Origin of the sequence: Psychrobacter immobilis (assembly GCF_003148585.1) — a bacterium.
Lineage (GTDB): Bacteria > Pseudomonadota > Gammaproteobacteria > Pseudomonadales > Moraxellaceae > Psychrobacter > Psychrobacter immobilis.
Window position 1 is genome coordinate 1 of the sequence record NZ_QGGM01000024.1, and the last position, 26,774, is coordinate 26,774.

At 44.0% G+C, this 26,774-nt stretch carries 18 protein-coding genes, 1 tRNA gene and 2 pseudogenes; 10 read left to right on the forward strand and 11 right to left on the reverse strand.

The annotated features are described in order from the left end of the window. Nucleotides 1-78: pseudogene (locus C8D84_RS13320) on the forward strand (IS1595 family transposase); the annotation flags it as partial. Between the two features lie 138 nt (nucleotides 79-216). Here C8D84_RS13320 and C8D84_RS13325 read toward each other — a convergent pair. Both C8D84_RS13325 and C8D84_RS13330 read right to left on the reverse strand, forming a co-directional pair. Continuing rightward, the gene (locus C8D84_RS13325) at nucleotides 217-960 is read right to left on the reverse strand and encodes a siderophore-interacting protein (RefSeq protein ID WP_087814186.1); all 744 of its coding nucleotides are present in this window, start codon (nucleotides 958-960) and stop codon (nucleotides 217-219) included. A gap of 105 nt (nucleotides 961-1,065) precedes the next feature. Further along, nucleotides 1,066-3,282, reverse strand: a complete 2,217-nt coding sequence (locus C8D84_RS13330) for a TonB-dependent siderophore receptor (protein ID WP_228244556.1) — start codon at nucleotides 3,280-3,282, stop codon at nucleotides 1,066-1,068. A gap of 352 nt (nucleotides 3,283-3,634) precedes the next feature. Here C8D84_RS13330 and C8D84_RS13335 point away from each other — a divergent pair, with 352 nt between their 5' ends. Beyond that, on the forward strand, nucleotides 3,635-5,137 hold the full coding sequence (locus C8D84_RS13335) for a PepSY-associated TM helix domain-containing protein (RefSeq protein ID WP_087814184.1): 1,503 nt from the start codon (nucleotides 3,635-3,637) through the stop codon (nucleotides 5,135-5,137). 121 nt (nucleotides 5,138-5,258) lie between these two features. Here the strand turns inward: C8D84_RS13335 and C8D84_RS13340 are convergent, their stop codons facing one another. The 5 genes from C8D84_RS13340 to C8D84_RS13360 all read right to left on the reverse strand — a co-directional run bounded on the left by C8D84_RS13340 (nucleotide 5,259) and on the right by C8D84_RS13360 (nucleotide 14,695). Beyond that, nucleotides 5,259-6,971, reverse strand: coding sequence for a multidrug ABC transporter permease/ATP-binding protein (locus tag C8D84_RS13340; RefSeq protein WP_087814183.1), 1,713 nt, complete (start codon nucleotides 6,969-6,971; stop codon nucleotides 5,259-5,261). Between the two features lie 112 nt (nucleotides 6,972-7,083). Then, nucleotides 7,084-9,372: a TonB-dependent receptor gene (locus C8D84_RS13345; RefSeq protein ID WP_087814182.1), complete on the reverse strand. Its 2,289-nt coding sequence runs from the start codon at nucleotides 9,370-9,372 to the stop codon at nucleotides 7,084-7,086. A gap of 303 nt (nucleotides 9,373-9,675) precedes the next feature. After that, complete coding sequence (locus C8D84_RS13350; RefSeq protein WP_087814181.1) at nucleotides 9,676-10,803, reverse strand: siderophore-interacting protein; 1,128 nt, start codon at nucleotides 10,801-10,803, stop codon at nucleotides 9,676-9,678. A gap of 355 nt (nucleotides 10,804-11,158) precedes the next feature. Then, on the reverse strand, nucleotides 11,159-12,412 hold the full coding sequence (locus C8D84_RS13355) for an HmuY family protein (protein ID WP_109592740.1): 1,254 nt from the start codon (nucleotides 12,410-12,412) through the stop codon (nucleotides 11,159-11,161). Between the two features lie 102 nt (nucleotides 12,413-12,514). Next, complete coding sequence (locus tag C8D84_RS13360; protein ID WP_087814179.1) at nucleotides 12,515-14,695, reverse strand: TonB-dependent receptor plug domain-containing protein; 2,181 nt, start codon at nucleotides 14,693-14,695, stop codon at nucleotides 12,515-12,517. Nucleotides 14,696-15,175: 480 nt separating this feature from the next. Between C8D84_RS13360 and C8D84_RS13365 the strand changes: the two genes are divergently transcribed. The 8 genes from C8D84_RS13365 (at nucleotide 15,176) to C8D84_RS13400 (ending at nucleotide 24,876) form a co-directional block, all read left to right on the forward strand. Beyond that, nucleotides 15,176-16,309, forward strand: coding sequence for a ChuX/HutX family heme-like substrate-binding protein (locus C8D84_RS13365; RefSeq protein ID WP_087814178.1), 1,134 nt, complete (start codon nucleotides 15,176-15,178; stop codon nucleotides 16,307-16,309). A gap of 150 nt (nucleotides 16,310-16,459) precedes the next feature. Next, complete coding sequence (locus C8D84_RS13370; RefSeq protein ID WP_228244557.1) at nucleotides 16,460-17,317, forward strand: heme/hemin ABC transporter substrate-binding protein; 858 nt, start codon at nucleotides 16,460-16,462, stop codon at nucleotides 17,315-17,317. 42 nt (nucleotides 17,318-17,359) lie between these two features. Next, entirely contained in the window at nucleotides 17,360-18,346 is a 987-nt protein-coding gene (locus C8D84_RS13375; protein ID WP_109592742.1) for a FecCD family ABC transporter permease, read from the forward strand. A 15-nt stretch (nucleotides 18,347-18,361) separates the two neighbouring features. Next, complete coding sequence (locus tag C8D84_RS13380) at nucleotides 18,362-19,219, forward strand: ABC transporter ATP-binding protein (RefSeq protein WP_087814176.1); 858 nt, start codon at nucleotides 18,362-18,364, stop codon at nucleotides 19,217-19,219. 317 nt (nucleotides 19,220-19,536) lie between these two features. Next, nucleotides 19,537-20,778 carry an efflux RND transporter periplasmic adaptor subunit gene (locus C8D84_RS13385; RefSeq protein ID WP_109592744.1) on the forward strand — a complete coding sequence of 414 codons (1,242 nt, stop codon included), beginning with the start codon at nucleotides 19,537-19,539 and terminating at the stop codon, nucleotides 20,776-20,778. Next, complete coding sequence (locus tag C8D84_RS13390; protein ID WP_227676068.1) at nucleotides 20,775-22,049, forward strand: ABC transporter permease; 1,275 nt, start codon at nucleotides 20,775-20,777, stop codon at nucleotides 22,047-22,049. Before C8D84_RS13385 ends, C8D84_RS13390 begins: the two co-directional genes overlap by 4 nt. 76 nt (nucleotides 22,050-22,125) lie before the next feature. Next, nucleotides 22,126-22,833: an ABC transporter ATP-binding protein gene (locus C8D84_RS13395; protein ID WP_109592754.1), complete on the forward strand. Its 708-nt coding sequence runs from the start codon at nucleotides 22,126-22,128 to the stop codon at nucleotides 22,831-22,833. Between the two features lie 360 nt (nucleotides 22,834-23,193). Continuing rightward, complete coding sequence (locus C8D84_RS13400; RefSeq protein WP_087814174.1) at nucleotides 23,194-24,876, forward strand: NAD-dependent malic enzyme; 1,683 nt, start codon at nucleotides 23,194-23,196, stop codon at nucleotides 24,874-24,876. Nucleotides 24,877-25,118: 242 nt separating this feature from the next. Here the strand turns inward: C8D84_RS13400 and C8D84_RS13405 are convergent. From C8D84_RS13405 to C8D84_RS13420, 4 genes and pseudogenes are all read right to left on the reverse strand, one after another. Continuing rightward, nucleotides 25,119-25,195 (reverse strand) — tRNA-Ile (locus C8D84_RS13405). Nucleotides 25,196-25,290: 95 nt separating this feature from the next. Continuing rightward, nucleotides 25,291-25,476, reverse strand: coding sequence for an SDR family oxidoreductase (locus tag C8D84_RS13410; protein ID WP_109592746.1), 186 nt, complete (start codon nucleotides 25,474-25,476; stop codon nucleotides 25,291-25,293). Beyond that, nucleotides 25,470-26,657 carry a tRNA nucleotidyltransferase gene (locus C8D84_RS13415; protein ID WP_109592748.1) on the reverse strand — a complete coding sequence of 396 codons (1,188 nt, stop codon included), beginning with the start codon at nucleotides 26,655-26,657 and terminating at the stop codon, nucleotides 25,470-25,472. The genes C8D84_RS13410 and C8D84_RS13415 overlap by 7 nt, the downstream gene beginning before the upstream one ends. 39 nt (nucleotides 26,658-26,696) lie before the next feature. After that, nucleotides 26,697-26,774, reverse strand: a pseudogene (locus C8D84_RS13420) (IS1595 family transposase); the annotation flags it as partial.

The window sequence follows — 26,774 nt, forward strand, 5'->3', positions numbered from 1 at the left end:
GAGTGGCGTTTTAACTACAGTGATCCAAAACGTCAATTACACCAGCTAAAACAATGGGTTAAACAGGAACTGAACTAGTTATCTAGGACAGCCCCTACTTTTATTTAGCCAACAAAAATATATAAGCAGTGGGGTAATGATTAGTAACGCAAAATTTATCAATCATTATTTAAACCGCTTTCAAAATAGTTCAAAAATACAAAACGTCATTGCTTATCATTCTATACTTTGGGCATCCTCTCGTTTGACAATTTTATGCTGGTCTTCTGTACTATCGACTTTCCAATAGCTAGATATGTACAAATGCGTTTTTGGTATTGGGCGATCTACCTTAAAGTAATGGCGTAGGGCGCGCATACTATGGAACTCGCAAGCTGCCCAAACAGCAGGTTGTCCTGCTAGCCACGTAAGCGTTTTAACGCGATCAAGTAATGGGCTAGTTTCTGCATTTGGATGCGTGTTTATCACCCAATGAATGTCAAGGTTGTCTGGCTTCTTGAGTAGTTGCTTATCTGCTTCATTGGTAATCTCAAGGACTGCATAGCCGCGTGCGTCAGCAGGTAGCTGGGCAAGATTGACGGTAATCGCCGGCAGCGCTGTCATATCACCGATCAATAAAAACCAATCAGCCTCATTGTTAATCAGCTTCTTCGGTCCAGGGCCGCCTACCAATATTTGCTCGCCCACTTGGGCGTTACGTGCCCATGCTGAAGCAGGGCCTTCTGTCTCATGCAACGCAAAATCGACATCTATTTCGTCATCACGTTGAACGCTGACGGTATAGGTGCGCATCAATGGTCGAGCCTCATCGCCTTGAGGGAATATCAGCTTAATGTACGCGCTTTCTTGATCTGCCGGAAAATCAGTCAGTCCAGCACCGCCAAGCGTGACACGGCACATATGTGGCGTGAGGTATTTACTGCCAATTACATCTAGCATTCTTGGGGTAGGTTTTGCCATATTAATACTTTCCTTCATTTAACTATTTGATAGTTTAGGTCATCATTTGAGATGAGACCACTCTATAAGATTGATATTCTCTAGTAATGGTAAGTTCTACATTGCCTAAAAATTGGCTTTTAGGCTGACGGACATTTGGCGCTCAGGTCCCATCCAGCAATTGTTAATATCATAACAAGCGCCGACATAGGTCTTATCAAAGAGATTGTTGATACTCGCGCCGACAGTGAGCATCGGATTGATTTGATAATTACCGCCAATATCTACCAAAGTCACGCTTGGTAATTCGTCTGAGTTCTGTTTGTCAAGTTGCATACCGCCTTCATAGCGTACGCCAGCATTGAGACTGAGCTTGTCTGAAGCATAATAATCTGTCCACAATGTTGCCTTGTGCTTAGCCGTTTGCGCAGGGGTATTGCCAACCACATCAGGGTTGAATTCATCTTCTGTAATTTCAGCATCGGTATAGCTGTAGCTTGCCGCGACATCTACCCAGTCGTTGAGCATGTGGCTGCCTGAGACTTCAAAGCCTTTGGAGGTGATTTCACCCGTTTGTGTTTGACTTCTATAGTTAATTTCGTCAGCCACCACGACGTTTTTTTGAGTGATATCAAATACTGCTAATGTTCCTTGTGTGGCGCGATTGGCAGAGAGATATTTGACACCAGCCTCTAGCTGATCGGCAGTCGTTGGCTTAAATGGCGCATTGGTAATAAAGTTACTACCGACCACTGGCTGAAACGACTGCGAGTAGCTTGCATAAGGAGATAGACCATTATCAAAGTCATAGATAGCTGCGAGACGACCACTGGTTTTTGAGGCATCATTGTCAATGGTTTGATCACTATAGATGGCACCTTCAGAAGCCTTTGTCTGCTTAGTGATACTATCAAAGTTATCATGACGTAAGCCTGCTACTACTATCAAATCTTGCCATTTCATTTCATCTTGTACATAAAAACCAAGTTGGCTTTGTTCAATGTCTTCATTTTGACGATAAGCCTCTAAAGGCAAGGTATCGGCATTGATTTGCGAAAAATCTGGATTGGATAAGTCAAGATTTGGCGTGCCATCTGCGCCAGCATCATAATAAGTGGCGCTACTGTCTGTCTTTTGATACTCAACGCCAAACAGTAGGTTATGTGAAGTATTAGCAGTATTAAGTTTATAAGCAAGCTGGTTGTCCGTGGTCCAGTTGCTCATGCTCTCATCGGTGGTGTAGGCCACGCGATTTAGTATCTTATCACTACCGCTTACAAACCCGCTGTTGTACATATTACGCTGCTGCGCGTCGGCGTCGGTATAGCGCGTGATATGTTTAAAGGTGAGCGTATCATTGATATCCCAGTTTATGGTAACACTTGGCATAAATACTTCTTTGCTGAAGTGATTCCACTCATCGCCGGCATAGGCGTCACTGCCCAATTTGCTATAGCTGGCATTGTAGACAGTGCCAACGGCAGGCAGTGGGGTGGAGGGCACCATTTCTGGATCATCTTGATAAAACAGATTGGCAAGAACGGACACATCTTTTGTCGGTTGCCATTCCAGTGACGGATTGATCAGTGTGCGCTCTTCTTCTGTGGTCTGCATCTGCCCGTCTTTTTGTCGTTTTAACGCCACAAGTCGATAATTGAGCGTGTCTGAGATAGGTTCTGTCGTATCGACCGCCACTTCTTTTAGGTTTTGATTACCCACTCGCAACTGTACCTCAGATGCTTGAGTGCTTTTTGGGGTTTTGGCGACTTGATTGACCATGCCACCTGGAGATGCATAGCCATAGAGTGAGGATGCTGGCCCTTTGACCACTTCGACTGCTTCTGTTGCGTAGATATCGACTTGCGGCATCAGATTCCAAGCCCCATCGTAGGGCAGTCTTAATCCATCGTAAAAATTGGAGTAAGTTTTAAAACCGCGAATATTGTATTCATCAAAGATGGACACCGTACCGCGACTCTCAGTACTCACCCCTGGCTCATAACGTAACGCTGCATTGACGCTGTCTGCTTGACGTTTTTGCAATAGTGCTTGATCGATTCTCGTATAGCTCATGGGTGCATCATTAGGATCTAACGCTGTTTTGGTGCCCGTACTGCGGTAGTTGTCGGCATAGACAGTAATGGTATCCAAGGTGGTCGATGGTGTCACGGTCTCATTATTATTAACATCATTATCAACATCGTTCTCAACACTGTTTTCGATGTTATTCGGCATTGTCTCAGCATAAGCTGCATGGCTCAAACCCATTGCCAATCCCAGTTGCACGGCGAGAGTTAAACGTTTTTGACGAATGGATGTAGACGTTGAGATAAAACGCATCATATTTCCTTGTAAGTTATCAAATACCGAAAGCGAGAGAAAAGGAATTATAACATTAATGATTATCATTATCATTAAAAATTTACAAACAAAGCGTTCTTAGTAAGATGTCGAGTGAAGTAGCCTCATTTTTAGCCATTAAGATGACTATGATGCAAACATGAAAATTGAAGAAACGCCCTAATATGACGATAATTTTTGGCTATAAACGATGGTGTTTAAATCGGTTTCCTCGTATGATGCAGCCGTCTATTTGGAATCAACTTTTAGATCAACCGGCAGACAGGATTCATTACTATTATTGATAGGTCTAGGTCGTTCATTGAGCAACCAAAGATTGTTAAAGGTCATCTTTATGAGCAAACACACAAGTCAATCAACCAATACTCAACGCTATTTTACGGTATGGCGTTGGCATTTTTATGCGGGAATGTTTATAGCACCTTTCCTAATTATCCTAGCTTGCAGCGCACTTGGCATGCTGTTGATGTCTAACATAGCAGGTCGTGATGATGATCGCCTCACCATTACCACCCCAGATTCAGTGGTGACGGCACCTATTTCTACGCAAGCTAAAAACGCGTTGAACACTTTACCTAACAGCACGCTGGTGAAATATATCGCGCCTCGTGATACGGACACCGTTGCCTTGTTTCAAGTTAAGTCAGCCAGTCATGAGAATATGGTGGCGGTGAATCCTTATACGGCTGATATCGTTAAAAGCACGCCGACTAATAGTGGTCTGTACTATACCTTTAATGATATTCATGCTGATTTACTATTGGGCAAAGTCGGTGATTATATCCAAGAAACCACTGCCTCATTGACGATTTTAATGATTCTAACGGGTTGGTATCTGTGGTGGCAAAAACGCAAATCACTCAAAGCCATGCTTATACCCAATGATGCTGTAAATAATAAGAAAAAACGCTCATTCATACGTACCATTCATGCGACATTGGGCAGTTGGATATCTGTGTTGCTACTGTTTTTCTGTATTTCAGGAATGGCATGGGCAGGCATCTGGGGCGAGCGTATGGTACAGGCTTGGAGTCAGTTTCCTGCGGGCAAATGGGGCGTTGCGCCAATGCCGCTTTCTATTGATCACAGTCAACATCATGTTGGTATGGATATGAATAACGCTGAAGCCACGCCGCACGTTCATGGAGCAACACCAGTCACAGCACCCACGCATGGTGATGCACTAAATACGGGTAGTACCAAAGATGTGCCTTGGGTGCTTGAGTTGACACCAATGCCAGCATCTGGCACGGTCGCTGGCAAGGATGGTATCGCGTCCAATATACCGATTATGATCGATACCGTAGATCGATTTGCTCGTGAGATTGGTATTGTCGGACGTTACCAATTAAATCTGCCACAGGGTAATACGGGTGTCTGGACGATTAGCCAAGACTCAATGAGCTATGATATGAAAAATCCAATGGCTGATCGTACGGTACATATCGATCGTTATTCGGGCAATATTTTGGCAGATATCCGCTTTGATGATTACAATGCTTTTGGTAAATTTATGGCGGCAGGCATTGCTATTCATATGGGGACGCTTGGATGGTGGAGCGTATTGGTCAATGTCCTATTTTGCTTATCGGTTATTGCTATTTGTGTGAGCGGTTACATCATGTGGTGGCAACGCCGTCCACGTCATGCCAGTGAAAAGGTTGGACTGAATCCACCAGCGCGTGGTCTCAGTTTTTCTATATGGTGGCCGTTTGCCATTCCTTTGTTAGCAGTGGCAATCATATTCCCGACCGCCATCATCGCGATTATTGCTATCGGATTACTAGATTTCTTAGTCATTTCACGGGTTGGGTTTTTACAGAAACTATTATTTTAAAATTAAATAAAATAAAAGAGCCATTCAAAAAGTCATTCTTATCTAAATAAAATCGGGGCAACTTTCTAAAAGATGCCCCGATTTTTTATTGTTCGCCATTCACTTTTTACTAAGCCAGTATTCACTCCAACATAGCAATGGCATCGGCACTAGCACGTTGCCGCTCTTCAGCATTTAACTCAATAAGTCTGCCTTCTTTCATCAATAATAATCGATCTGCATGCTCAAAGTAACCATCATCATGACTGATGATAAACAGCGTTTTACCCAAGGCTTTGAGTTCAGGTATCAGTGTTTGGTAAAACACTCGGCGAAAGGCAGGATCTTGGTCAGCCGCCCATTCATCGAGTAGCAGTATGTTTTTTTGTTCAGCCACGGCAATGAGCATGGCCAAGCGCTTGCGTTGTCCTTGTGAGAGCTTGTCTGTCGATAATTGGTTATCAGTTACGCTGACTTTATCTTGTAGATTCAATTTATGCAGCCATGTATTTACGAGCGCTTCATCGGGTTGCTGTCCCTCTCTACCAATCAGCTGTTTAAAAAGATGCTGATCGCTAAAAATGGCAGAAAAAAGCTGTCGATAATCGGCGTTGTTTTTTGAGTTAACGAGCTGGCTATCTATTTTTACAGCACCTATGCTAGGGGTAAAAATGCCTGTAATAATCTTGGCAAGCGTAGATTTACCGCTACCATTCGCCCCGATTAAAAACACCACATCGCCACGTTTTAAGGTGAGATTAACTGATTTTAGGATATCGCTAGCATGCTCATTTTCTTTGACCGCTAGCTCATTTGCAGTGGTATCGTTACTTGCATAAAGATAGCCAATATCATTGAAGGATATGGACTGCCAGTTGTTGACCACAATATCTGTCGTAAAGGTTGGTTGGTACTCCGCCAATTCCAACGATTGTATTTTATCCAGCGCCACTTGTGCCGTTTGTAAGGTCGGATACGCACCAACGGCATGGAGGATGGGTGATTGCATGAATAGAATGGTTAAAGAAAAAGTGGTGGCAATACCCATTGGAATAGCAAGATAATTTGACACGGCAAACACCACACCAATGGCTGCGAACATCATAATATTCGACCAATTCACGGCGGATAAATGATAGGTATCCGATTTAATCACTCGATTTTGATAAGACTTGGCATGATGTAAGAAATTATTTTTATAGAGTTTTTCAGCGCGGTGTTGATTAAGCGCCAGCTCTTTGCGACCATCTATAATGGATTGATAGTCCTCATATAAAAGATCATTGATCTCTCTGAGCTCTCTTAAATGAGTATAGACATGCTTCACTAAAATGGTGCTTATCCAAATCGTCATCGCAATCCAAAACATGACAATCAATAATAATGGCAGCGACAACCAGCCTAAATAAAGGGCGACACCAACCGATAAAATAACACCTTGCACCAGCTCTGGCATACGCACAAAGGCGACGGTAATTGATTGAATATCTGAGGATAAGCTGGCGAGCAACCGTGCGCTACCCAAATGGTCTATTTGCGGAACTTTGGTGTCGATGATTTGTTTGACCAGCTTGGTTCTAAGCTCGTAGACGAACTGATGCCCTAAACGAGTCAGTGCATATTGTGATGCGAAGGTCGTGACTAACAGCAGCACCACCAAAGCTGAAAATTGACCCAAACTTGCCCACGATAAGGTATTAAAAACAGGCTGACTGATAAAGGTGTGATTGATATAGGCAATGATGCCCACACTGACCGCCGCATTCACCAAATTAAGGAAAATAACTTTAAGAAAGGGCAGGCGATAGTGTGCCCAAATCATTTGATATAAAGAAACAGTGGCGTGAGAGGACATAATGGCTCAATAATAGAATGGTTTTTTGCGTATTTTTGATGGCATAAAAGGGAGTAGGTTGTGCCTAATCCCTTTTATCTAAGTCTTATAAACGTGGTTTAATCTGCATGTCTTAAAAGTCGAAAGTCGCTGATACTTTTAGGGCAGTAGGCTCACCGGCATTTAAATAACCAGCACCCGCATAACCACCCACTGATTGCCAATAGTCTTCACCAGTAATATTAGTAACTACTCCTTTTAGCGTCACGTCTTGTCCAGCGAACATGGTTTTGTAGCGAGCACCTAGATCTAATGTGGTATAACCATCAACTTTTAAGCTGTTGGCGGCATCGGCATAACGTGCGCCTGTGTGAATGATATCACCGGTCACCGTCATTCCTTCAACTGCCGCAATATCATATTCTAGATTGACGTTGCTTTGTAGCGTGGGCAGTCCGATGACTCGGTTGCCGTCGAACGTCACATCGCCCGTGTCTTTTTGCTCAGCCTTTAAGTAAGTAACACCAGCATTGAAGCGCATGTTTTCGTTCGGGCTACCAAATACAGTCAATTCCACCCCTTGATGTCGATTTTCTCCAGCAGCGGTAAACGTGTTTGAGTCATTGATATAAGCACGCGGCTCATCAGTGCGGAATATCGCCAAACTACTGCCAATCAGACCATTGTCATACTTAACACCAACCTCAGTTTGCTCACTCACATAAGGGTCTAAATTTTGACCGCCATTGGTGACAGCACCACCATTATTAGTCAGAGGTGCCCTTGCGCCTGGCGCTAGGCTTTCGATATAGTTACCATAAACAGACCAGTCCATGCTTGGTTGATAGACAATTCCAACGCTTGGTGTCCACTCGCTTTTATCGTAATCAGCCGTTTTAGCCTGAGTGTTAGGATCATAGCTGGTGGTTTTTAAACTCTGATGACGCACGCCTAAAGTAGTTTTTAGTTTGTCATCGAACAATGATATGGTATCGGCTAGCGCAAAGCTTTGGAATTGCTTCTCGTTGGTCAATTTTGGATCATCTAAGTTACCACCGAAGATTGCTGTGCTTGTAAAAGGTACCTCAGCGTAGTCAATAGGGCGATATAAATTGGTTGCGGGTTGATTACCAAAATCATAGGCGAAAGCCCCCTTTTCTTCTTGGTCATAGAGATCCGCTGCTAGTACCCAATTATGAGCCACTTCACCTGTTTGCCATTTACCACGCAGACCGAGCTCAGCACTTTGTACCAAATCTTTTCTAGAGTTATCAAAGCGATAAAACGTACCTGCACCATCAACATTGTTGACGGTTAGATTGGCCAGTGAGTTTTCTTCCTCACCACTTCGCACACCGTAAGCACCATAAGCGGTAATATTATCAGTAAAATCATATTCTCCTCGAATGGTACCGAATACATCTTCTTCATCTGAATACGTCCAAGGCTGCGCCCAATTTTTTGAGCCGTCTGGTGCTTTTGGTACTCTAGAAACACCAGCAAGTGTGACACTAGGGCGGGTCTCTTTGAGTTTGTTGTCTTGCCAGCCCAAATCAGCTGATAATCGATACTGATCGCCTCTATAATCTAGTCCTAACGCTGCCAGACCCAGTGTTGAAGATTCATCATCAATCGCGCTGTCGCCATCTTGATAAGCAGCATTAAAGCGAATGCCAAACGCATCATCAGTACCAAAGCGATCACTGACGTCTACGGCAACTTTGCCTTGATCACCTTGACCATAACCAAGCGTTAGTTGACGTAGTGGGTCATTACTGGCGCGCTTAGGTAATAGGTTAATCGTACCACCGGCATTGCCACCACTGGGCGCTGCGCCATTGAGCATGGCAGATGCCCCGCGCTGAACCTCGACACGCTCGAACAATTCCGTTGCGATATACTGCCTTGGCAATATGCCGTATAGACCGTTATACATGGTGTCATCAGAGGTTGTGACAAAGCCGCGCATAAAGTACGCTTCTTGAAAGTTGCCAAAGCCTCTAGCGACACGAACAGTCGGGTCTTTTTTGAGCAGGTCGCCCACACTTTGGGCTTGTTGATTGCCGATATACTCATTGGTATATGAGGTAGTGGAGAACGGCGTGTCCATGATGTCTTGATTGCCCAAGATTCCGACACGGCTTCCTGTCGCTACTTGACCACCTTCATAGGCATCTGGCAACCCATCGGCTGATGCATCAGCACTACTGGTCACGACAATCTCATCGAGTACCACGCTTGGGGTATCGGATTGAGCGTCAGCACTTAAATCTGCTTGTGCCCACGCGATTTGGCTTGCACCCAGTAGTATTACCGATGTGGACAGACAAGATGAGCACAGTGATTTTAATGACAAGGGATGGCGAGACATATTCAATAGAGTAGGGCGAAATAAAGCAGAGTATAAGCGAGACAGTTGCATGAATATTTCCAGCACATAGATTAAATGCTTATTATAATGATAATCATTTTCATTACAATATATTACTGGATTAAATCTCAATATATTTTTATCGTGTTAAGTGTACGTTTTTGTTAGGAAAAACAGTAAGTCGTCTAAAGTTGATTAATTACACTACGTTGATTAGTCGCGCTACACCAGCAGCAACGATTGTTATTAGCTCAATTTAGAAGTCAGCACAAGTGGTTAGTAAGTGGCTAAATGCCTATTATTTATTAAATGCTTGCTGTTTATAGAAAATACCATTTACAAAAAACATAATGATTATTGCGCACGCCAGTAGACTTTAATGACCATATCCTGACGTGATAATCCAAGATTTGCCTTTAGTTGCTGTCGCAATGATTTGATATCCGCTGCTTCCAGCGCGCCCCATACTTTGTCAATATTGACAGGCAGTCGCGCAAATTGTGTATTTAATAATGCCATTATTTGTTCAGTAATATCAGTTGTTGGGGTATTAACCAGCTGGCACACATTATCTTGCAAAAAATGCGCATTATGGCGTAGTTGATTACTGAGTGTGAGGGTGTGTAAGTAACGGATATCGTCTGGATCATTAGTGATGGCAATGACGAGGGGCGGCAATGGATTCTGCCAGTTTTCCAATAGATTGGCCACCGTAGGCAAAGAGGTTTCATCACAGATGAGTAAGCACTGACCAGTGCTGAGATGTTCTATTTTCTCTGGATATTCACGTACTGTTTTGATTTGACTGCCACAGTTAAGTGCGCGCGCCCAACTGCCTCCTGCCGTATCGCCATGAATATAAACGTCTATCCACGCTTGGACAGACGAGCTGCTCGAATCTCGCCATGCTTTTCGCAAGGTATAGTAGCGCTGCAAAGGTTTGTCGCTATCTTTGGGCTGGTGTTTTGTAGCAGATAGAACGTTCGCATCCAGCTCAAACAAATACGCGTAGCCCGGATGAGAGAGTGGCGTACTATCAGGTGCGGTTACCAGCAGTCGATACATATTGGGGCTGGCATAATAGCCATTAATGACCGTAAAACGCTGTTCTTGAAGCTTGATCGTGCGCTTGCCAAGCTTATTGGCAGAGGTTTGCAATAGCGTTATATATTGCTCCTGTAGCGTCATAGAGTCACTAATAGGAACTGTAAAATCAATAAAATATTGACGGCTGAGCTTGCTGCTGTTTGTTAAGGTATCGTCGTCATGATGGGCGGTTGTGACATCCATTAATATCCCATCAGTATACAGCTCTGCTATCGAGGCGATCTCGTGCTCACTCACTGCCGTGTTAGTAAAGGCATTGATAAACATCGCGAGTTCATCTTGATGCTCTTCATTGACATGACTCATAAACTGGGCTTTGTCAGCCATGTCGAGCGGTGTTTTATCGAAATCGTACTGAGTAAGTGGTTGAGCCATAAAATGTCGTCCAAGCCAAAATTCAAATAATTGTTCAGTAAAATTTTTTAATTAATAAATGATTGATTGGCTGCTGATTAAGGGCAAGATGGAAATGTAATAGTTAATAAGCATAAAACATGCAAATGTTAATGATTATTAATATCACCTATATTTTTATTACGATAATATACCATAGGTTAATTTATTTACAATCATAAAAGGACAGGTGTTATCGAATGACTAATATTTTTCTTGTAATAATTGGCAGTGGTGACTCTTAGACTGTGTATAAACGTTATCGCCCAACCTATTTTTGTAAGGTCTGATAGCTTACAAAAATGAGTTGGGCGAGCTAAAGTCGAACAGTAGAGTGTTAAGGAGCAGGCTGAATGTCTATTTTAAATTCCCATGAGGTCGCAGTCGTGGCTGAGCTATCAGGATAGTTGATTTTATCCAAACGCACGCGTGCATAGCTATTGCCTTCAGCAGATCTAATGAGCGCGCCTTGAGCGCTGTCAACCGCTTTGGCATTTAGTTGATGGGTCATGCCATTGTAGGTATACCAGCCAAAGTCTAAGTTCGGGAAACTGCCGGTATAAGCAGGATTGAGATCTGAGCCTTTACTGTCAATAACCCAGCTTCTAGCACTCAGCGGTTTATCATATACAGCGGTGTTGGTAAGGTCGGCTAAAGTAGCCGCGCTACCATCGCTGGTAAATTGACTGGTAATCGGTTTACCTTGCGCATCATAATATCCGGCTGGTGTGGCGGCAAGATAACCGCCAGTTTTACCACTGCCCGAATCCCCACCATTTAAAATCACATCATTACGCTTAAAGCCAATCTGCCAACTGCTGTTTTTATCGCTGCTACTTTTTCCTGTAGCTAAATCAAAATAGACCCAATTATCATTGTTTGAGGCATCGATGGTTTTCGTCTGTACCTTATTCGGTAGCGCAGTATCAATCCAGCGCAGAGTAGGGTGGCCAGAGGCACCAGTATCATTATAATAATTGGTAATCTGCATGGCATAAATAGGCTGCTGGACGCTGCTGTCTGTCATGGCGCTGCTATTATCTGTGGTGACAAGATAGACGCGATTGTTCGGATATAGCTGATGGTTGCCTTTTAAATTGTATTCAAACCACGGCTGTGCATCAAATATACCGCCACTACGGTCTTCATTGTAGTGCATGGTAATATCACGTTTGGTATCAGGGTCTTGAGTTGCATTGCTATAACGGCTCAGATCTGACCAATCGATCAAACCAAAAACGCCGCCCAAACCTGCGCCAGAATCACCGCTATTTGACCAAAGCTTAACCGAACGCGCTTGGTTATCAAACTTGATATCCCATTTATCTTCAGCACACGAGCTTTCAACTTTGGTATCAAAGTCATAACAGGTCGCAGTATTAGGCGCTAGATTGGTGACTTGCCAAGTAGCCGTTTCGCTAAAGCTGGCACTGCTCACAGGCGGGGTAGTGCCGCCATTACCGTTACTGTCACTACTGGTGCCATCACCGCCACCACCGCAGCCAGTCATGCTGAGTGCTAAAATACTGCCACTAAACAGTAATGCCAATTTGGTCGGCTTGGTGTGAATTGCTGGGGAAATGGGGGTCATATCAGCTTCCTTGAAGGTTGTGGTTTCAGATAGAGGGTACAAAATAAGGGTAAAAATAGCGGTACAAATACACTTGCTTTAGAATGATTGTGAATCAAAGGCTTACCAATGGTAGCTGGCGCCAAGTAACCACTCGCGATTATCAATGGGACGGTAGTCACTGGTATCGGTGACATCACGCTGCACATCAAAGATATTATTAATCGCTGCATACAAGCTCAAGTTTGCAGTGGCGTCATAATTGAGCTTGCTATCGAGTGTCCACCAAGAGGGTGAATACGCTTGCTCGCTGGTACTAATCAGCTGTTTGGATTCATAATTGAGGCGCGGGATCAGCTGTAATTTGTCATTGATTTGATAATCTAGTGCCAGCATCGCTTTGTGATTGGGCTTATAGGTCAGCTCGGTATCGGTGACATTGTTATGCGTCTTGAGGTAAGCGTAGCTGGCTTGTAGTTTGGCGCGCTCGTCCACTTGCCAGTCAAGGCCAATATCGCCGCCATAGGTTTTGGCACTATCGACGTTCATATATTTATAAATGGCGATATTGCCTTCAAAGCTCGCATTGTCTTCATCGGTCTGAATCAGATCATCTATCTCGTTATAAAAACCATTAACCGTCAAATTGACACTATCGCTCAGCTGACCTTGATAGCCGATTTGGTAACTGGTTGAGGTTTCAGGCTGCAAGTCGGGATTACCCATGACTTTATAACCCAAATTGCTATGGTCAAAGACGTAGTAGCGTTCTTTTAGGTTGGGCACGCGATAACCACCGCCAATACTGCTACGAAAGACATGGTCGCGACCGCTTGCATCCAAATGGTTGTATTTGAGTGATACCTTTGGCGCCATATGGCCACCAAAGTCTTCATCGTTTTGATAGCGAATACCGCTCAACACCTCCCAGTTATCACCAATCAGCCAATCATCTTGTATATATAGCTCGCCGACATCACGGCTAACGTTATCGCTGATAAGCTCGCTGGATTGATTTTTCGTTTGGCTTAACTTGTCTTGCTGAACCTGACCGCCAACTTGAATAAGATGAATGTGCTTATCGGATAGTAATAGCTCAGGTAGGTCGAGCTGCGCTTGCGCCAGCGTGGTACTGATGTCTGTATCACGGGCGCTGGTGATAGTTTGCTGTGTTTTAGTATTGGATTCGCTTTGATATTCTTCATGCAGGGCTTGTGCGGACAACCGATAACTTTTGCTGCGATTATCCACATGCGGCGTGATATCAGCGCGCGCACCAACACTAAAGCGCTGCTTAGTAATGTGCTCATCTCGTTGCTGTGCCAAATAGCGCGGCGCCACATAATAATTAAAACGACTAACATCGTCTTCTTTATAGTGGTTGGCCTCTAACCAATATTGAGCGTTTTTGACCATTCGGCTATCGTTGTTACTATCGTCATTGTCTGATATGCCTTTACCGTCCGGGTGGTAGCTAAATCGGGCACTGACTTGTGATTGCTCGCTGGCATCTTTTAATCTGGGCCATGCTTCATGATCTAAGCTTAAACCATCATTGTCCAGATACGAGCCTGATAGACGCGCGTGAAAGCGCTGGTTTTTATCCAAAGCCCCTTCCACGCTGGCTTCTACATAGCGCTTATTGGCATCTAGCTTTCTACCAGATGGATTTTGCTGCCCATTGCTGGCAATCTCGGTGGTGATATGTCCTGTTGCCGCGCCAATGGGTTTGGTGATGATATTAATGACGCCACCCATCGCCGCGCTACCAAACTGCGCTGACGCCGCTCCTTGCACCACTTCTATTTGTTCGATATCCATATTCATATATTGATTCAAGTTTACTGTCGAGCCAGTGCTGGCTGTGATCGGTAAACCATCAATCAACACCAATACTTGATCACCTGTGAAGCCTTGCATGCTGACTTCGTAACCTGTCTTGCCGTGGACTTCACGTAAGTAAACATTGGGCAACAAGGCTAGCGCTTCTTTTAAAGTATGCGCATGGTTGTCATCGAGCTGCTGGCGACTGAGTACTTGCAGGGCAACTGGCGCATCACTTAAAGCGCGCTCAGAGCGAGTCGCCGTTACCACTATAGGGTCTAAACGTGTGCTCGGCATGGCTGCATCGTCGGGCATATCACCATTCGTCTCTGCAAAAATTGGCGCTGCTTGGGCTGAAACTGACGTGAATGCAAACAATGCTAATGCCACACTTATGGCTAGTGGGCTACGACGCAGCGGTGAAGGATGGGTGTTTAGTCCCGTATGAGTCAACGATAAATTAAACGCTAAAATTGACATAAATAAAACAGCCATCGTAAAAAGAGAGAGTAAGAAAGTCGTGTTACTTAAAGACCTTTTGCTACAAAAAGAGTGATCTAAAGCGACCTTTTCATAGTATTAATTATTAAAGGTTTGGTTACTTGATTCACTAGATTAAGTAACAAAGCCCAGATATAGTATTTCAAACGATAATAATTATCAATATGTAAATGATAATTATTATTATTTACAAAGTGAAAAAATGTTGCCATAATGATTTCGTCCGAAGCCTAGAGACAAAATTATAAATGATGAACTAGCAGCGATAATTGCTAACAGCCTGCTTGATAAATACATCCTTGCTGCATCATTGCAAGCATTGTAGTACAGCAGGCATTGGTTTTATCAAATATCAATCATAGTCATCGTCTCTGCTATTTTCTGAAGATATTCATATCTCAATACTACATAGCCAAGATCATTGGCTTTTTTACTGCTATTCATTTTATGGAGACCATCATGAGTCAACCGCTATCGTTAACCAAAAAAAATACTGAGCTGTGGCAACAATACCAAGCATTAAAAGCAAAAACACCGATGCTATTTCCCACAGAAGGAGCGGCTGCGCTAGGCATCAGCGAGTTTGAGCTCATGCTTGCATCTCCTTATAGCCAGTATATGGGTGATCAGTGCAAAGCTGTATTAAAGCAATTTGAGAACTTTGGTGACATGGAAAGTATTGTCAGAAACGAGCTGGCCGTGCATGAAAAAACCGCGCCATATCATAATCTTAAGCTTGGCGAAAAGATGGGATTAGCACTCAATGTGGGTGGTCTAGATTTGCGATTCTTTATGTGGCAATGGCAGCATATGCTGGCGGTAACGGATACCAGCCGCGCGGATAAACCCTCTTATAGTATTCAGTTCTATAACGCGCAAGGCGGCGCGATTGATAAAGTGTATCTACGAGAGTTAAGCGCTGAGACTATTGCGCGCTGGCAAGCGATGATTCAGGAGCAGCAGCAAACGGTGAATAATGAGACGCTGACGTTAGAGGCACAAGAGTCAGTCAGTGAATGGTCTTATAAGGCGCTGGGCGAGGCGGAGAGTGCGCAGCTACAACAAGGCTGGCAGGCAATGACAGATGTGCATCAGTTTCATTCATTACTAAAAAACCTCGATATCGATCGTGCTAGCAGTTACCGTCAAGCACCAGAACAGATGACGCAGCAGCTTGAGATTAGCGCTGTCGAAGCGGTTTTTGAGCAAGCGCGCGATGCCAAATGTCCAATGATGATATTTGTCGGTAATAGCGGACTCGTACAGATTCAGACAGGAACGGTACAGACACTCAAGCGTATGGGTGATTGGTTTAATATTTTAGACAAAGACCATAATGACTTTACGCTGCATTTAAAAGACAAAGCATTGGCGCAAGTATGGAGCGTTAAGCGTCCAACCAAAGACGGTATCGTGACTTGTATCGAAGGTTTTGATGGTCACGGCGTCAGTATCTTTAGCGTGTTTGGTCAGCGTATTGAAGGCACACCTGAGCTTGAAGCATGGCAGCAACTTGTCTCGACGGTCATCGAAGCGCATTCGTATGCAGAATCCTTAGCAGCAGTTGCAATGGCTGAAGCAGAGAGCGTGTAAACCCGTCATAAAAAATCAGCAAATTTTGCGATATTGACACTCACATAACGGATAAGTCATAGCTGTTGTGTGAGTTATTTGGGATGCTTAATACACGTTAATGGTTCTGTTAATAGTGTCATTTTTTACGTTAGCAAATTAGGAATGCTTATGTCTTCTGAATTATCAAAAACAGTAATCACTCACTCAGTGATAAATAAAAAATTGATGAGTCGTGCTATCAGCACTGCGGCTATTATTGGCGCATTTGCCGTGCCCTCACTTTCTGCCCAAGCTTATGAGCGTATTGTCGCGATGAGTCCCGATGTTGCAGACGTCGTGGTGGCACTAGGAGCGACCAATAAGTTGGTTGGTAAAGATGCAACCAATCATAATCCAGCGTTAAAGAATGTACCTGCCGTGGGTATGCATCGTAATATCACTGCCGAGTCAGTGTTGGCGGTCAAGCCAGATTTGGTGCTCGGCAGTTATATGGTGCAGCCTGCCAGTATTTATCAGCGCTTAAACGGCTTAAAAGTTAAAGCCGTCAATGTCGCGCCTAAAGAAGAGGTAAGCACCTTTGCTAATAGTATTAAATCCATCGCCAGTTACGTTGATAAAAAAGCTGAAGGGTCGCAGCTTGCGAAGCGTTGGAATACAGGGATGAGTCCAATGGCAAAGACGGGTAAGCGCTATTTATTAAGTTACGATGGTCGTATCGTTGCAGGTAAAGGCACGGTAGGCGACGAGTTGATTCGCCGAGCTGGTGGGATTAACGCTGCAAACGTATCAGGGCTAAAACCTATGTCCCGTGAAGGCTGGCTGGCCGCCAAGCCCGATGTGATTATTATTGCTGATCATAATCAGGCAGTGGTTGGCGGGGTCAGTAAATTTAGCAAACGTCCAGAGATTGCAGCAAGTGCCGCAGGCAAGAAGGGCGGCGTACACTTTTGGCCAGCCGATGACTTTCTGCGTTACGGCTTGCATTCGCCTGACGTCTTAAAAAAGCTGAACGCTGTAGCAAAATAGCCTAAGCAAAAATATCTTATATTCAACAAAATGACATCTCACATGGCAAATACGATTTCTGCTTCTATTCCTACACAAACTGGAAAACACAAACTTAGCCTCTACTATATTACTACCGCTGTCATATCTGTGCTACTAATTTGGTTGGCGCTTGGTATTGGCTTTGGCGAATGGTCAAGTCCCAATCATCTTGATGATACCATCTGGCAACTGCGTTATCCGCGTGTGGTGACGGCATTACTGGTTGGTATGGCGTTGTCAGTTAGTGGTGCAGCATTACAGGCTTTATTTGAGAATCCTTTAGCGGATCCAAGTTTAATCGGTACGTCAGGTGGCGCGGCGCTTGGTGTTGTTTTAGTTCTGGCGCTAGGGTTTGGCGGCATTGGGATACCGCTTGCGGCGTTTACCGGAAGCGTATTGGTGTGCTTGTTTATTCTCGCTTGTCATCGGTTTTTGGGCGGTGGGCAGATGGGCTTGCTGATATTGGGATTTGTCATCAGTGCTTTTTGTGCCGCGGTGGTCAGCCTGATTTTATTCATGTCTGATGACATGGTGCTGCGCTCCGCGACCAATTGGCTGTCAGGCAGTATGGCGGAAGCGGGCTTTGTACCACTGCGATATTCAATTATTTCTATGGTTTTAGGCTTAGCGATTTTATTGCCGTTAGGTCGCCAGTTGGACGGGTTGATGTTAGGTGAGGCAGCCGCTAAGTCCTTGGGTATCAAAGTGGGTGTGGTTCGTTGTTTGGTCGTGATTGCCTCGGCATTATTAACAGGGGCAGCGGTGTCTTTAGCAGGCGTCATTGGTTTTATTGGCATGATGGTGCCAAACCTGCTGGCTATTCTGTTTGGCGGCGGACGTATGCGTCTCATGATTTGGTCTGGCTGGCTTGGGGCGATATTATTACTCGTCATTGATGGCGCGGCGCGGCATGTTGCTTATCCAGTGGATGTGCCTGTTGGCATCGTTTTAGCGTTGCTTGGCGGTCCATTCTTTATTTGGCTGTTTGTGCGTAGTAGCCGCCGCTAATTGGAGAGAGTATTTATGTTTCATTCGTATTTTACGGCTACATCAAAGACATCATTAGCGAGTCGAGACAGTCGTATAAATAGTAGTGATATCAAGAGTAGTGATGAAGGCGAGCTGTTGTCGATGCAAGATATTCATATCTCGCATGGCCATAAAACATTGTTAAAGATAGACAAACTAACCGTGCCAAGCCAAAAGCTGGTCGCCTTTATTGGACCAAATGGCGCGGGTAAAAGCACGTTGTTGCATACGGTTTTGGGTCAGCACACGGGAACCGCGCTTAAAACGGATGGTCACATTATGATTTACGGTCAGCCTATCAACAAGGTCATGAATGATGGTCATATCGCTTGGGTTGGACAACATGAGCGTTTTGAGCTGCCGTTAACGGTATTGGATTATGCGCTGCTAGGGGTCTCGCCAAATCTTGCATGGTATCAGCGCCCAAATAGTAATCATGTTGAGCGCGCGCAACGTTTACTACAGGATTTTGAGTTATCAAGTTTGGTCAGTGCCCGCGTGCAAACCTTATCAGGCGGTGAAAAACAGCGCTTGGCTATCGTGCGTGCGCTAATGCAAGACACTAAAATCATGATGTTTGATGAACCGACCAATCACCTCGATATTCGCCATCAGCGTTTTTTACTTCATTATTTGCATAATTTGGTACGACAGCAGCGCAAAAGTATCTTGGTTGTGTTGCATGATTTGACCCATGCGCATCGCTATACTGATGAAGTGGTGCTATTAAACGGTGGACAAATTGTTGCACAAGGAACGCCTAGTGAAGTGATGACACGCTCACAATTAAGTGATGTTTATGATGTCGATATTAAGGTGCATCAGACTGAAGATGGCTTGGTGTTTGTATGATTCTGAGCACTTTAGTTATTATTTTGACTTTACGATAGGCATTTGATGATCAACTTGGCTTTTTAATCTGTAGATATCGCACTGATTTATTCGGTAATAAAAAACCCTTCATGCTATATAAATAATAGCATGAAGGGTTTTTTTGCATCTTAACTATTGTAGTGAAGCAAATATTTTTAATATAACCATACTAACAGGATGATTTTCAGTTAATAAATAATTTTAAACCTAAAAAATGTTGCAGTAAACTCGCATAACGATCGGATTTAGTAGAAACTGTAAACCACTAGGTATTTGTTCTGAACGGGAGAAACTCATTGCGCGCTATTCCTTATAAACTGATTGTTAGCGCACTACTGCTCATCATTGTTGCGGGATTTTTTGCCCTTCGCTGGTGGCAAGGACCACTATTACCAAGCTATAGAATATCTGCCATGCCTTTGGTGCAGACGGTCGTAGCGACTGGACGGGTCGTTGCCGTATCAAATACTGACATTGGTAGCGAAATATCAGGTGTTGTATTAGAGCGACGGGTAGCAGAAGGCGAACAAGTCGCTGCAGGAGATTTATTATTGGTACTAAGCTCCGATGACGTTGCAGCCCAAGTGCGTCAAGCAGAAGCCGAGTTGACGGAATTGATTAGTAGCACTCGTCCACAAGCAGTGGTGGACTTGACCAATGCCAAAGTAGCGATGGCGCAAGCTGACCGTAATGTCGAGCGTAGGCGCGAATTAGCTACTATCTCGGCCATCTCTGATGAGGAAATGGAGCAGGCGATTCAAGCCCAAGCCCAAGCACGAAATAACCTTGAAAATGCACGCCTGAGAGCGAATGCACTCTCCTCTGGTGGTGTTGAAGAAGATTTATTAAGTGCTCGTATTGCAGCATTGCAGGCTCAGCTCAACAAAGCGCAAGTACGTAGCAAAGTATCAGGCACTATTCTGACCCGTAATGTCGAGGTAGGCGATTTGGTACAGCCAGGTCAGAGCTTGTTTACTATTGCCCTCGATGGTAAAACTGAAATAAGAGTACCGCTTGATGAACGTAATTTATCTCGATTGGCTTTGCAGCAACCAGCTGTCGCTATTGCTGATGCCTATCCGGATAAACCGTTCCCCGTACGTATTAGTTTCATTGCACCAAGTATAGATCCGCAACGCGGTACGGTAGAGGTGAGATTGTCCGTCGATCCTGTACCTGATTTTTTGCGTCAAGACATGACAGTATCAGTGAATATCGAAACGGATCAACGCGCAAAAGCCTTAGTCATTCCGAATGATGCACTAGCCAATGTTGAAGAAGACAGCGCCGAAGTATTATTATTGCGTGATGGTAAAACACAACGTCAAGCAGTGAAATTAGGGTTACGCGGACTGTCAGCATCAGAGGTGCTCTCAGGACTGAGCGCAGGTGATGAGATATTGGTTGATGCGACAGTCTCACTGGCTGATGGAAAAAGAGTGAGAACCGCGCTTCAAGCAGCACCTTTTACCGCTCCTAATGCTGATAAGATGAGGGCGGTAAAGGATAAGAGCCAAGCAGCGGAGACAGTCAATTGACGGCTTTTTTCGGTAGACTATGGATTGATGCCACTATTGCCATCAGTTTTTTACGCGAGGGACGCATACAGTCGTTGATGATTACTCTGGGAGTGGCAATAGGTGTTGCCGTTATTATATTTATTACGGCACTCATCCAAGGATTACAGACCAACCTTATTGAAAGCACCCTTGGCAGTCAGGCACATATTCGCTTAGTAGCGCCAGATGAAGTCAACCTAATAGCGCCGTATGCTGATGATACGCTGCAACTGATACAAGAAGACAAGCGTCCACAGCGGCTACGTTCTATTAATAATTGGCAGCAAATCACTGATACGCTAGATCAACTGCCCTTGTTAACTGCCGTATCGCCAAACGTGTCTGGGCCTGGGTTCGTCCGGCGTGGTGAGGCATTAGAGTCGGTAATACTAGTAGGTACTGACTTGGCGCGCTATCAGAATATTATTCCACTTGATGAATACTTAATCAGTGGTGAGCTGCGAGTGGGCGCAGATAATGTATTGATTGGTAGTGAACTGGCTAAAGATTTGGGTGTAGAGGTCGGCAGCAAATTACGTTTGGATACGGGTCAAGATAGTAGTCCCAGTAATAATTTGAGTAACAACCTTAGTAGCAACATTAGTAGCAACAGCGCTGTAGTCAATATCGCTGGTATATTTGAGCTCGGCGTACGAGAGCTTGATGCGCGCTACGTTTATCTAGACCTAAAACAAGCGCAGTCATTACTCAACCTACCGGGCGGTATCACAGTCATTGATTTGACGGTTGAAGATATCTTTGAGGCGGAGGAAATCGCTGCACAAGTGGGTCGTTTGACCTCATTGCAAGCAGAAAGCTGGATTGAAACCAATGCCCAACTGCTGAGTGGTCTCACCGCTCAAAGTTTATCTAGCAATATGATTGTTGTTTTTGTGGCGATCTCGGTGGCTTTTGGTATTGCCAGTGTGCTATCGGTCAGTGTGGTTCAGCGTACGCGCGAGATTGGTATCTTACGAGCCATGGGTGCAACTCGTCAGCAAATCCTACGAATATTCTTAATTCAAGGGGCTATATTTGGCTTGTTAGGCTCTATTGTCGGTAGTGGTGTCAGCTATATATTGGTCTGGTCTTTTAATACTTTTGGGCCCGACATATTTACAATTCCCATATCGATAAACCTGATCTTAGTGACTATGTCGTTAGCAACGCTAACTGGTGTTATAGCAGCCGCTATTCCAGCGCGGCGCGCAGCAGCACTTGATCCAGTGGTGGCTATTCGTTATGTCTAATCATGATTCTAGCGACACTTTTAATAATGACTTTAACAATGTTTCTGCCAATCCTTTTAATAAGACGTCAACTCCTATGTCCAGTCAATCTCACGAAGTTCTGCGTTTAGAGGCACTAAAAAAGTCTTATAATATCGGTCAACCTAATGAGATTGAGGTGCTGCACGGTATTGACTTAACCATCAGCAATAACGACTTTGCTGCCCTGATTGGTCCTTCTGGTTCAGGTAAAAGTACTTTGCTAAATGTACTAGGGTTACTAGATCAGCCAACCAGCGGTGAGCTATATCTATTGGGTCAAGCAACCAGCGCTATGAATGATGCTGGTCGCACCGCTTTGCGTGGCAGTAGTATTGGCTTTGTCTTTCAATTTCATCATCTGATTCAAGCGTTTAGTGCATTAGACAATATCTTAATGCCGCTAACATTGACAAGGGGTCGTCCAAATAAGCTTACTATCCAAAAAGCGCGCGAGCTACTGGCAGCGGTTGGGTTAGAGCGCTTTGCTGACAGTAAACCTAACGAGCTATCAGGTGGTCAGCAACAGCGTGTTGCCATTGCACGTGCCTTGATAACCGAACCGGCATTGCTATTGGCTGATGAACCTACAGGTAATCTGGATACCGTGACGGCTGGAGAAGTGTTTGAGCTGTTCCGCAAAGTCAATCAGGAACGTGATTGCGCGGTATTGCTGGTCACCCATGATCCACGCTTGTCAGCATCTTGCGATCGAACGATTAATTTGGTTGATGGTCGTATTGATAGTGATACGTTGAATAATTGAAAAATATCGTAGTGATAATAAAAGTCATATTGGCAGATTACTTATCTGCTTAACAAAGATTTCTATCAATACCGCCGTCAATAGTGACATCAATAAAGGTAGCGGCTTCGATTGTATGAAATCTCATAGAAAACACCCAATAATAAAAAACCCTTTTTTATAAAAATTTAAGGTAAAAGCTAAGTATATCTATATTTCTAGGTCAATGTATCCATGCCATCACCTTTAGAGCCATGTTCATTCAAAATGATTTTGTTATCTATTGTTAAATACTAGTAGATGCTATGTATAATGCAGCACTAGCATAGCTTTCACTCAGTATGGCTTTCACTCATATGCCTTTAATAAGAAGATTACATTATGTCAAACAAGCGTCCTTTATATATTCCCGTTGCAGGCCCCGCTCTTTTAGAGACTCCTTTACTAAATAAAGGCAGTGCTTTTTCATCAGAAGAGCGTGATAGCTTTAATTTAACTGGGCTATTACCTCATAACATTGAGACAATTGAAGAGCAATCACTACGCGCTTATCATCAACTGCGCTCATTCACTAATGATATGGATAAGCATATTTACTTGCGTAACATCCAAGATACCAATGAAACCTTATTTCACCATCTGATTGAGCAGCATATTGAGGAAGTCATGCCGCTCATTTATACGCCAACTGTAGGTCAAGCATGTGAAAAATTCTCGCAAATTTATCGCCGTAAACGGGGTTTGTTTATCTCATATCCTGAGCGCCATAAAATCGATGACATGCTGCAAAATGCCACCAAGCAAAACGTGAAGGTAATCGTTGTCACTGACGGCGAACGTATATTAGGTCTAGGGGATCAAGGTATTGGTGGTATGGGTATTCCCATTGGTAAATTGGCTTTGTACACCGCTTGTGGTGGTATTAGCCCAGCTTATTGCCTACCAATTTTGTTGGATGTTGGTACCAATAATCAACAGCTACTTGACGATCCTATGTACATGGGCTGGAGAAACCCACGCATTTCTGGTGACGAGTATAATGAGTTTGTCGACTTATTTATTCAAGCCGTTAAACGTCGTTGGCCTGAGGCATTATTACAATTTGAAGATTTTGCCCAAGAGAATGCGACACCATTATTGAATAAATATCGTGACCAATTATGCTGCTTCAATGATGACATTCAGGGTACTGCTGCGGTTTCAGTCGGTACCTTGATTGCAGCGTGCTTAAATAAGGGTCAGAAGCTTAGCCAACAAAAAATAGCATTTTTAGGCGCAGGGTCTGCTGGTTGCGGTATTGCTGAGCATATTATTCGCCAAATGCAGCGTGAAGGGTTAACGGAGGCGCAGGCTCGCAGCCAAGTATTTATGGTTGACCGCTATGGCCTGCTTACTGATAACATGACGGAGCTACAAAAATTCCAAGAACCGTTAGTACAAAAAGAATCCGCTATTGCAAGCTGGGATAAAAGTAAGAAACTCGGTTTAGCGCAAGTGGTTAAACAAGCAAAAATAACCGTATTGTTTGGTGTCAGTGGGCAAAAAGGTCTGTTCACCCAAGAGGTGATCGAATCCTTGTGTGTTAATACTGAGCATCCTATTGTATTACCACTTTCAAACCCAACGTCTCGTGTGGAAGCGACACCGCAAGAAGTGACTAATTGGAGCAAGGGTAAGGCAATTGTTGCAACAGGTAGCCCTTTTCCTCATACCACTTTTGAAGGTCAGCCTTTCGAGGTTTCTCAGTGTAATAACAGCTATATTTTCCCCGGGATTGGTCTGGGTGTTTTAGCAGCACGGGCGACGGGGATCAGCGATAATATGCTCATGGCGGCAAGCCAAGCCCTTGCAGATGTATCAATGGAATACGAAAAAGCACCTGGTGCCATCCTACCGCCGATTAAAGTTATCAGAGAGATCAGTGAAAAAATAGCGTATGCAGTGGCATTGCAAGCGGCTCAAGATAAGCTAGCGCTACCTATCACAGCGGAGAATTTACAACGTCGATTAAAAGCGAATTTTTGGTTACCTGAATATCGTAATTATCGCCGTACTTCTTTCTAATGTTAGAAATTAGATATAACAAATTCTAATATTAGGCACGTTATCTAAGTAAAATACTAAATGAAAAAAGGTTGCTAACGCTATATTACATATAGTGTTGGCAACCTTTTTTACTGCTACCCAATCTATTAGTTTAGCAAGTTTACTTTTACCTGTTTTTCAGCACAGCTCAATGATTGTTTTCTATTAAATTCTAGGCAATAAAAAACCCTTACAAGCCAATGCTTATAAGGGTTTGAATTTGGTGGGCCCAGTAGGACTTGAACCTACGACCAAAGGATTATGAGTCCTCTGCTCTAACCAACTGAGCTATGGGCCCTAACGCTAGACGGACAATGATACCTGAATTTTTTAATTTTTCAAGTAAAAGATAGGTAGTAATCAAGATATTTTTTATGATGCTCTACTTTTCTATCAAATATGACCATCAGCCAATGTCAGGCTGCGACCACCATCAACAGTAATAATCTCAGCAGTAACATAATTGGCCTGTACGAGGTACAACACATGATGGGCAATCTCGTCAGGTCGACCTATACGCTGCATAGGAATTGAGTCAATAATAGCGCGCTGCTGCATCTTTTTAAATTTTCTTAACATTGGTTTCGTGCTTGTAAGTGCTCAATTCTGGCTTGTCGTAATGCCGTACCAATCGCAGGGCCTGTTAGTGCTGAGTCAATATCCTGCATGTTAATGGCATGAAAGCTATTCAATGCTATCATCATCTGACGGTGCTGTGTTGCCAATTGCAACACGTGGCTGGTCACTAATAGCTGCGATAACTTATCAGGCTCTTTATGAGCGCCGCAAATTTGTATGAGGTCAATTTTTTCAGCCGCGCTTAAATGGCTTATTGTGCTTAGCTTTGTGGCTTGCTGAGCGAAGAGAGTCGAAAATTGAGTGTGTGCCTTTGGTACCTTAGCGGCGTTGCCTATATCATTGATACCTTTTATATTGGCTGCTTTATTCACGTTTTCATTTGTATGTTCTGAGGTAAATAAAAATGAATTAAGGCTACTCATTAATAGTGCCCAGCGCTGTGATAGATTCAATTGCATTTGCCCTGCGAAATATAGCGCAGTCTGTACCGTTTCACGTATCTGAGTATTAGCCCAAGCTTGATGTAGTGGGGCAAAATATTCTGTGAGCGCACCAATCTCAAACAGTTGTTGCCAGTATACCTGCGGCGATAGCTGCATGGTTGCACGGCTAGATTCTTGCCAAATGCGCTCTGCACTTAAATGTGCAAGCTCTCCAGAGTCGACCAATTGGCGCATCAACGTCAAAGTTTCATCAGCAATGACAAAACCTAGGTCGTAATAACGGCTATAGAAGCGAGCGGTTCGAAGCACTCGTAGAGGGTCTTCGCTAAATGCACCTGATACATGACGCAAGGTTTTGCTTTCTATATCAGCCATGCCACCATAATAGTCAATGACGTCACCGTTGATTGGCGTATCATCAGTTAAGCTGGTGACTTCTATGGCCATGGCATTAATCGTCAAGTCTCGACGTTGTAGATCCTCTTTTAAGCTGACGTCAGGACTGGCATGTACGCTAAAGCCTTTATACCCCAAGCCTTCTTTGCGTTCAGTGCGTGCCAGTGCGTATTCTTCATGGCTATTAGGATGCAAAAATACAGGGAAATCTGCACCCACTTGCTGGAACCCTGCATCAAGCATTTCTGCAACAGTTGCACCAACGACGACAAAATCTTTGTCTTTAATAGGACGTGCTAACAGTTGATCGCGTACCGCGCCGCCGACAAGGTAAATTTGCATGAATGCCTCTATCTTTTATTTTGGGGCTGTCCTAGATAACTAGTTCAGTTCCTGTTTAACCCATTGTTTTAGCTGGTGTAATTGACGTTTTGGATCACTGTAGTTAAAACGCCACTC

Excerpts from the sequence above, each read along its gene's own strand:
- C8D84_RS13325 (WP_087814186.1), bottom strand. The coding sequence starts at position 960 with ATGGCAAAACCTACCCCAAGAATGCTAGATGTAATTGGCAGTAAATAC.
- C8D84_RS13330 (WP_228244556.1), bottom strand. The coding sequence starts at position 3,282 with ATGATGCGTTTTATCTCAACGTCTACATCCATTCGTCAAAAACGTTTA.
- C8D84_RS13335 (WP_087814184.1), top strand. The coding sequence starts at position 3,635 with ATGAGCAAACACACAAGTCAATCAACCAATACTCAACGCTATTTTACG.
- C8D84_RS13340 (WP_087814183.1), bottom strand. The coding sequence starts at position 6,971 with ATGTCCTCTCACGCCACTGTTTCTTTATATCAAATGATTTGGGCACAC.
- C8D84_RS13345 (WP_087814182.1), bottom strand. The coding sequence starts at position 9,372 with ATGCAACTGTCTCGCTTATACTCTGCTTTATTTCGCCCTACTCTATTG.
- C8D84_RS13350 (WP_087814181.1), bottom strand. The coding sequence starts at position 10,803 with ATGGCTCAACCACTTACTCAGTACGATTTCGATAAAACACCGCTCGAC.
- C8D84_RS13355 (WP_109592740.1), bottom strand. The coding sequence starts at position 12,412 with ATGACCCCCATTTCCCCAGCAATTCACACCAAGCCGACCAAATTGGCA.
- C8D84_RS13360 (WP_087814179.1), bottom strand. The coding sequence starts at position 14,695 with ATGTCAATTTTAGCGTTTAATTTATCGTTGACTCATACGGGACTAAAC.
- C8D84_RS13365 (WP_087814178.1), top strand. The coding sequence starts at position 15,176 with ATGAGTCAACCGCTATCGTTAACCAAAAAAAATACTGAGCTGTGGCAA.
- C8D84_RS13370 (WP_228244557.1), top strand. The coding sequence starts at position 16,460 with ATGTCTTCTGAATTATCAAAAACAGTAATCACTCACTCAGTGATAAAT.
- C8D84_RS13375 (WP_109592742.1), top strand. The coding sequence starts at position 17,360 with ATGGCAAATACGATTTCTGCTTCTATTCCTACACAAACTGGAAAACAC.
- C8D84_RS13380 (WP_087814176.1), top strand. The coding sequence starts at position 18,362 with ATGTTTCATTCGTATTTTACGGCTACATCAAAGACATCATTAGCGAGT.
- C8D84_RS13395 (WP_109592754.1), top strand. The coding sequence starts at position 22,126 with ATGTCCAGTCAATCTCACGAAGTTCTGCGTTTAGAGGCACTAAAAAAG.
- C8D84_RS13400 (WP_087814174.1), top strand. The coding sequence starts at position 23,194 with ATGTCAAACAAGCGTCCTTTATATATTCCCGTTGCAGGCCCCGCTCTT.
- C8D84_RS13410 (WP_109592746.1), bottom strand. The coding sequence starts at position 25,476 with ATGTTAAGAAAATTTAAAAAGATGCAGCAGCGCGCTATTATTGACTCA.
- C8D84_RS13415 (WP_109592748.1), bottom strand. The coding sequence starts at position 26,657 with ATGCAAATTTACCTTGTCGGCGGCGCGGTACGCGATCAACTGTTAGCA.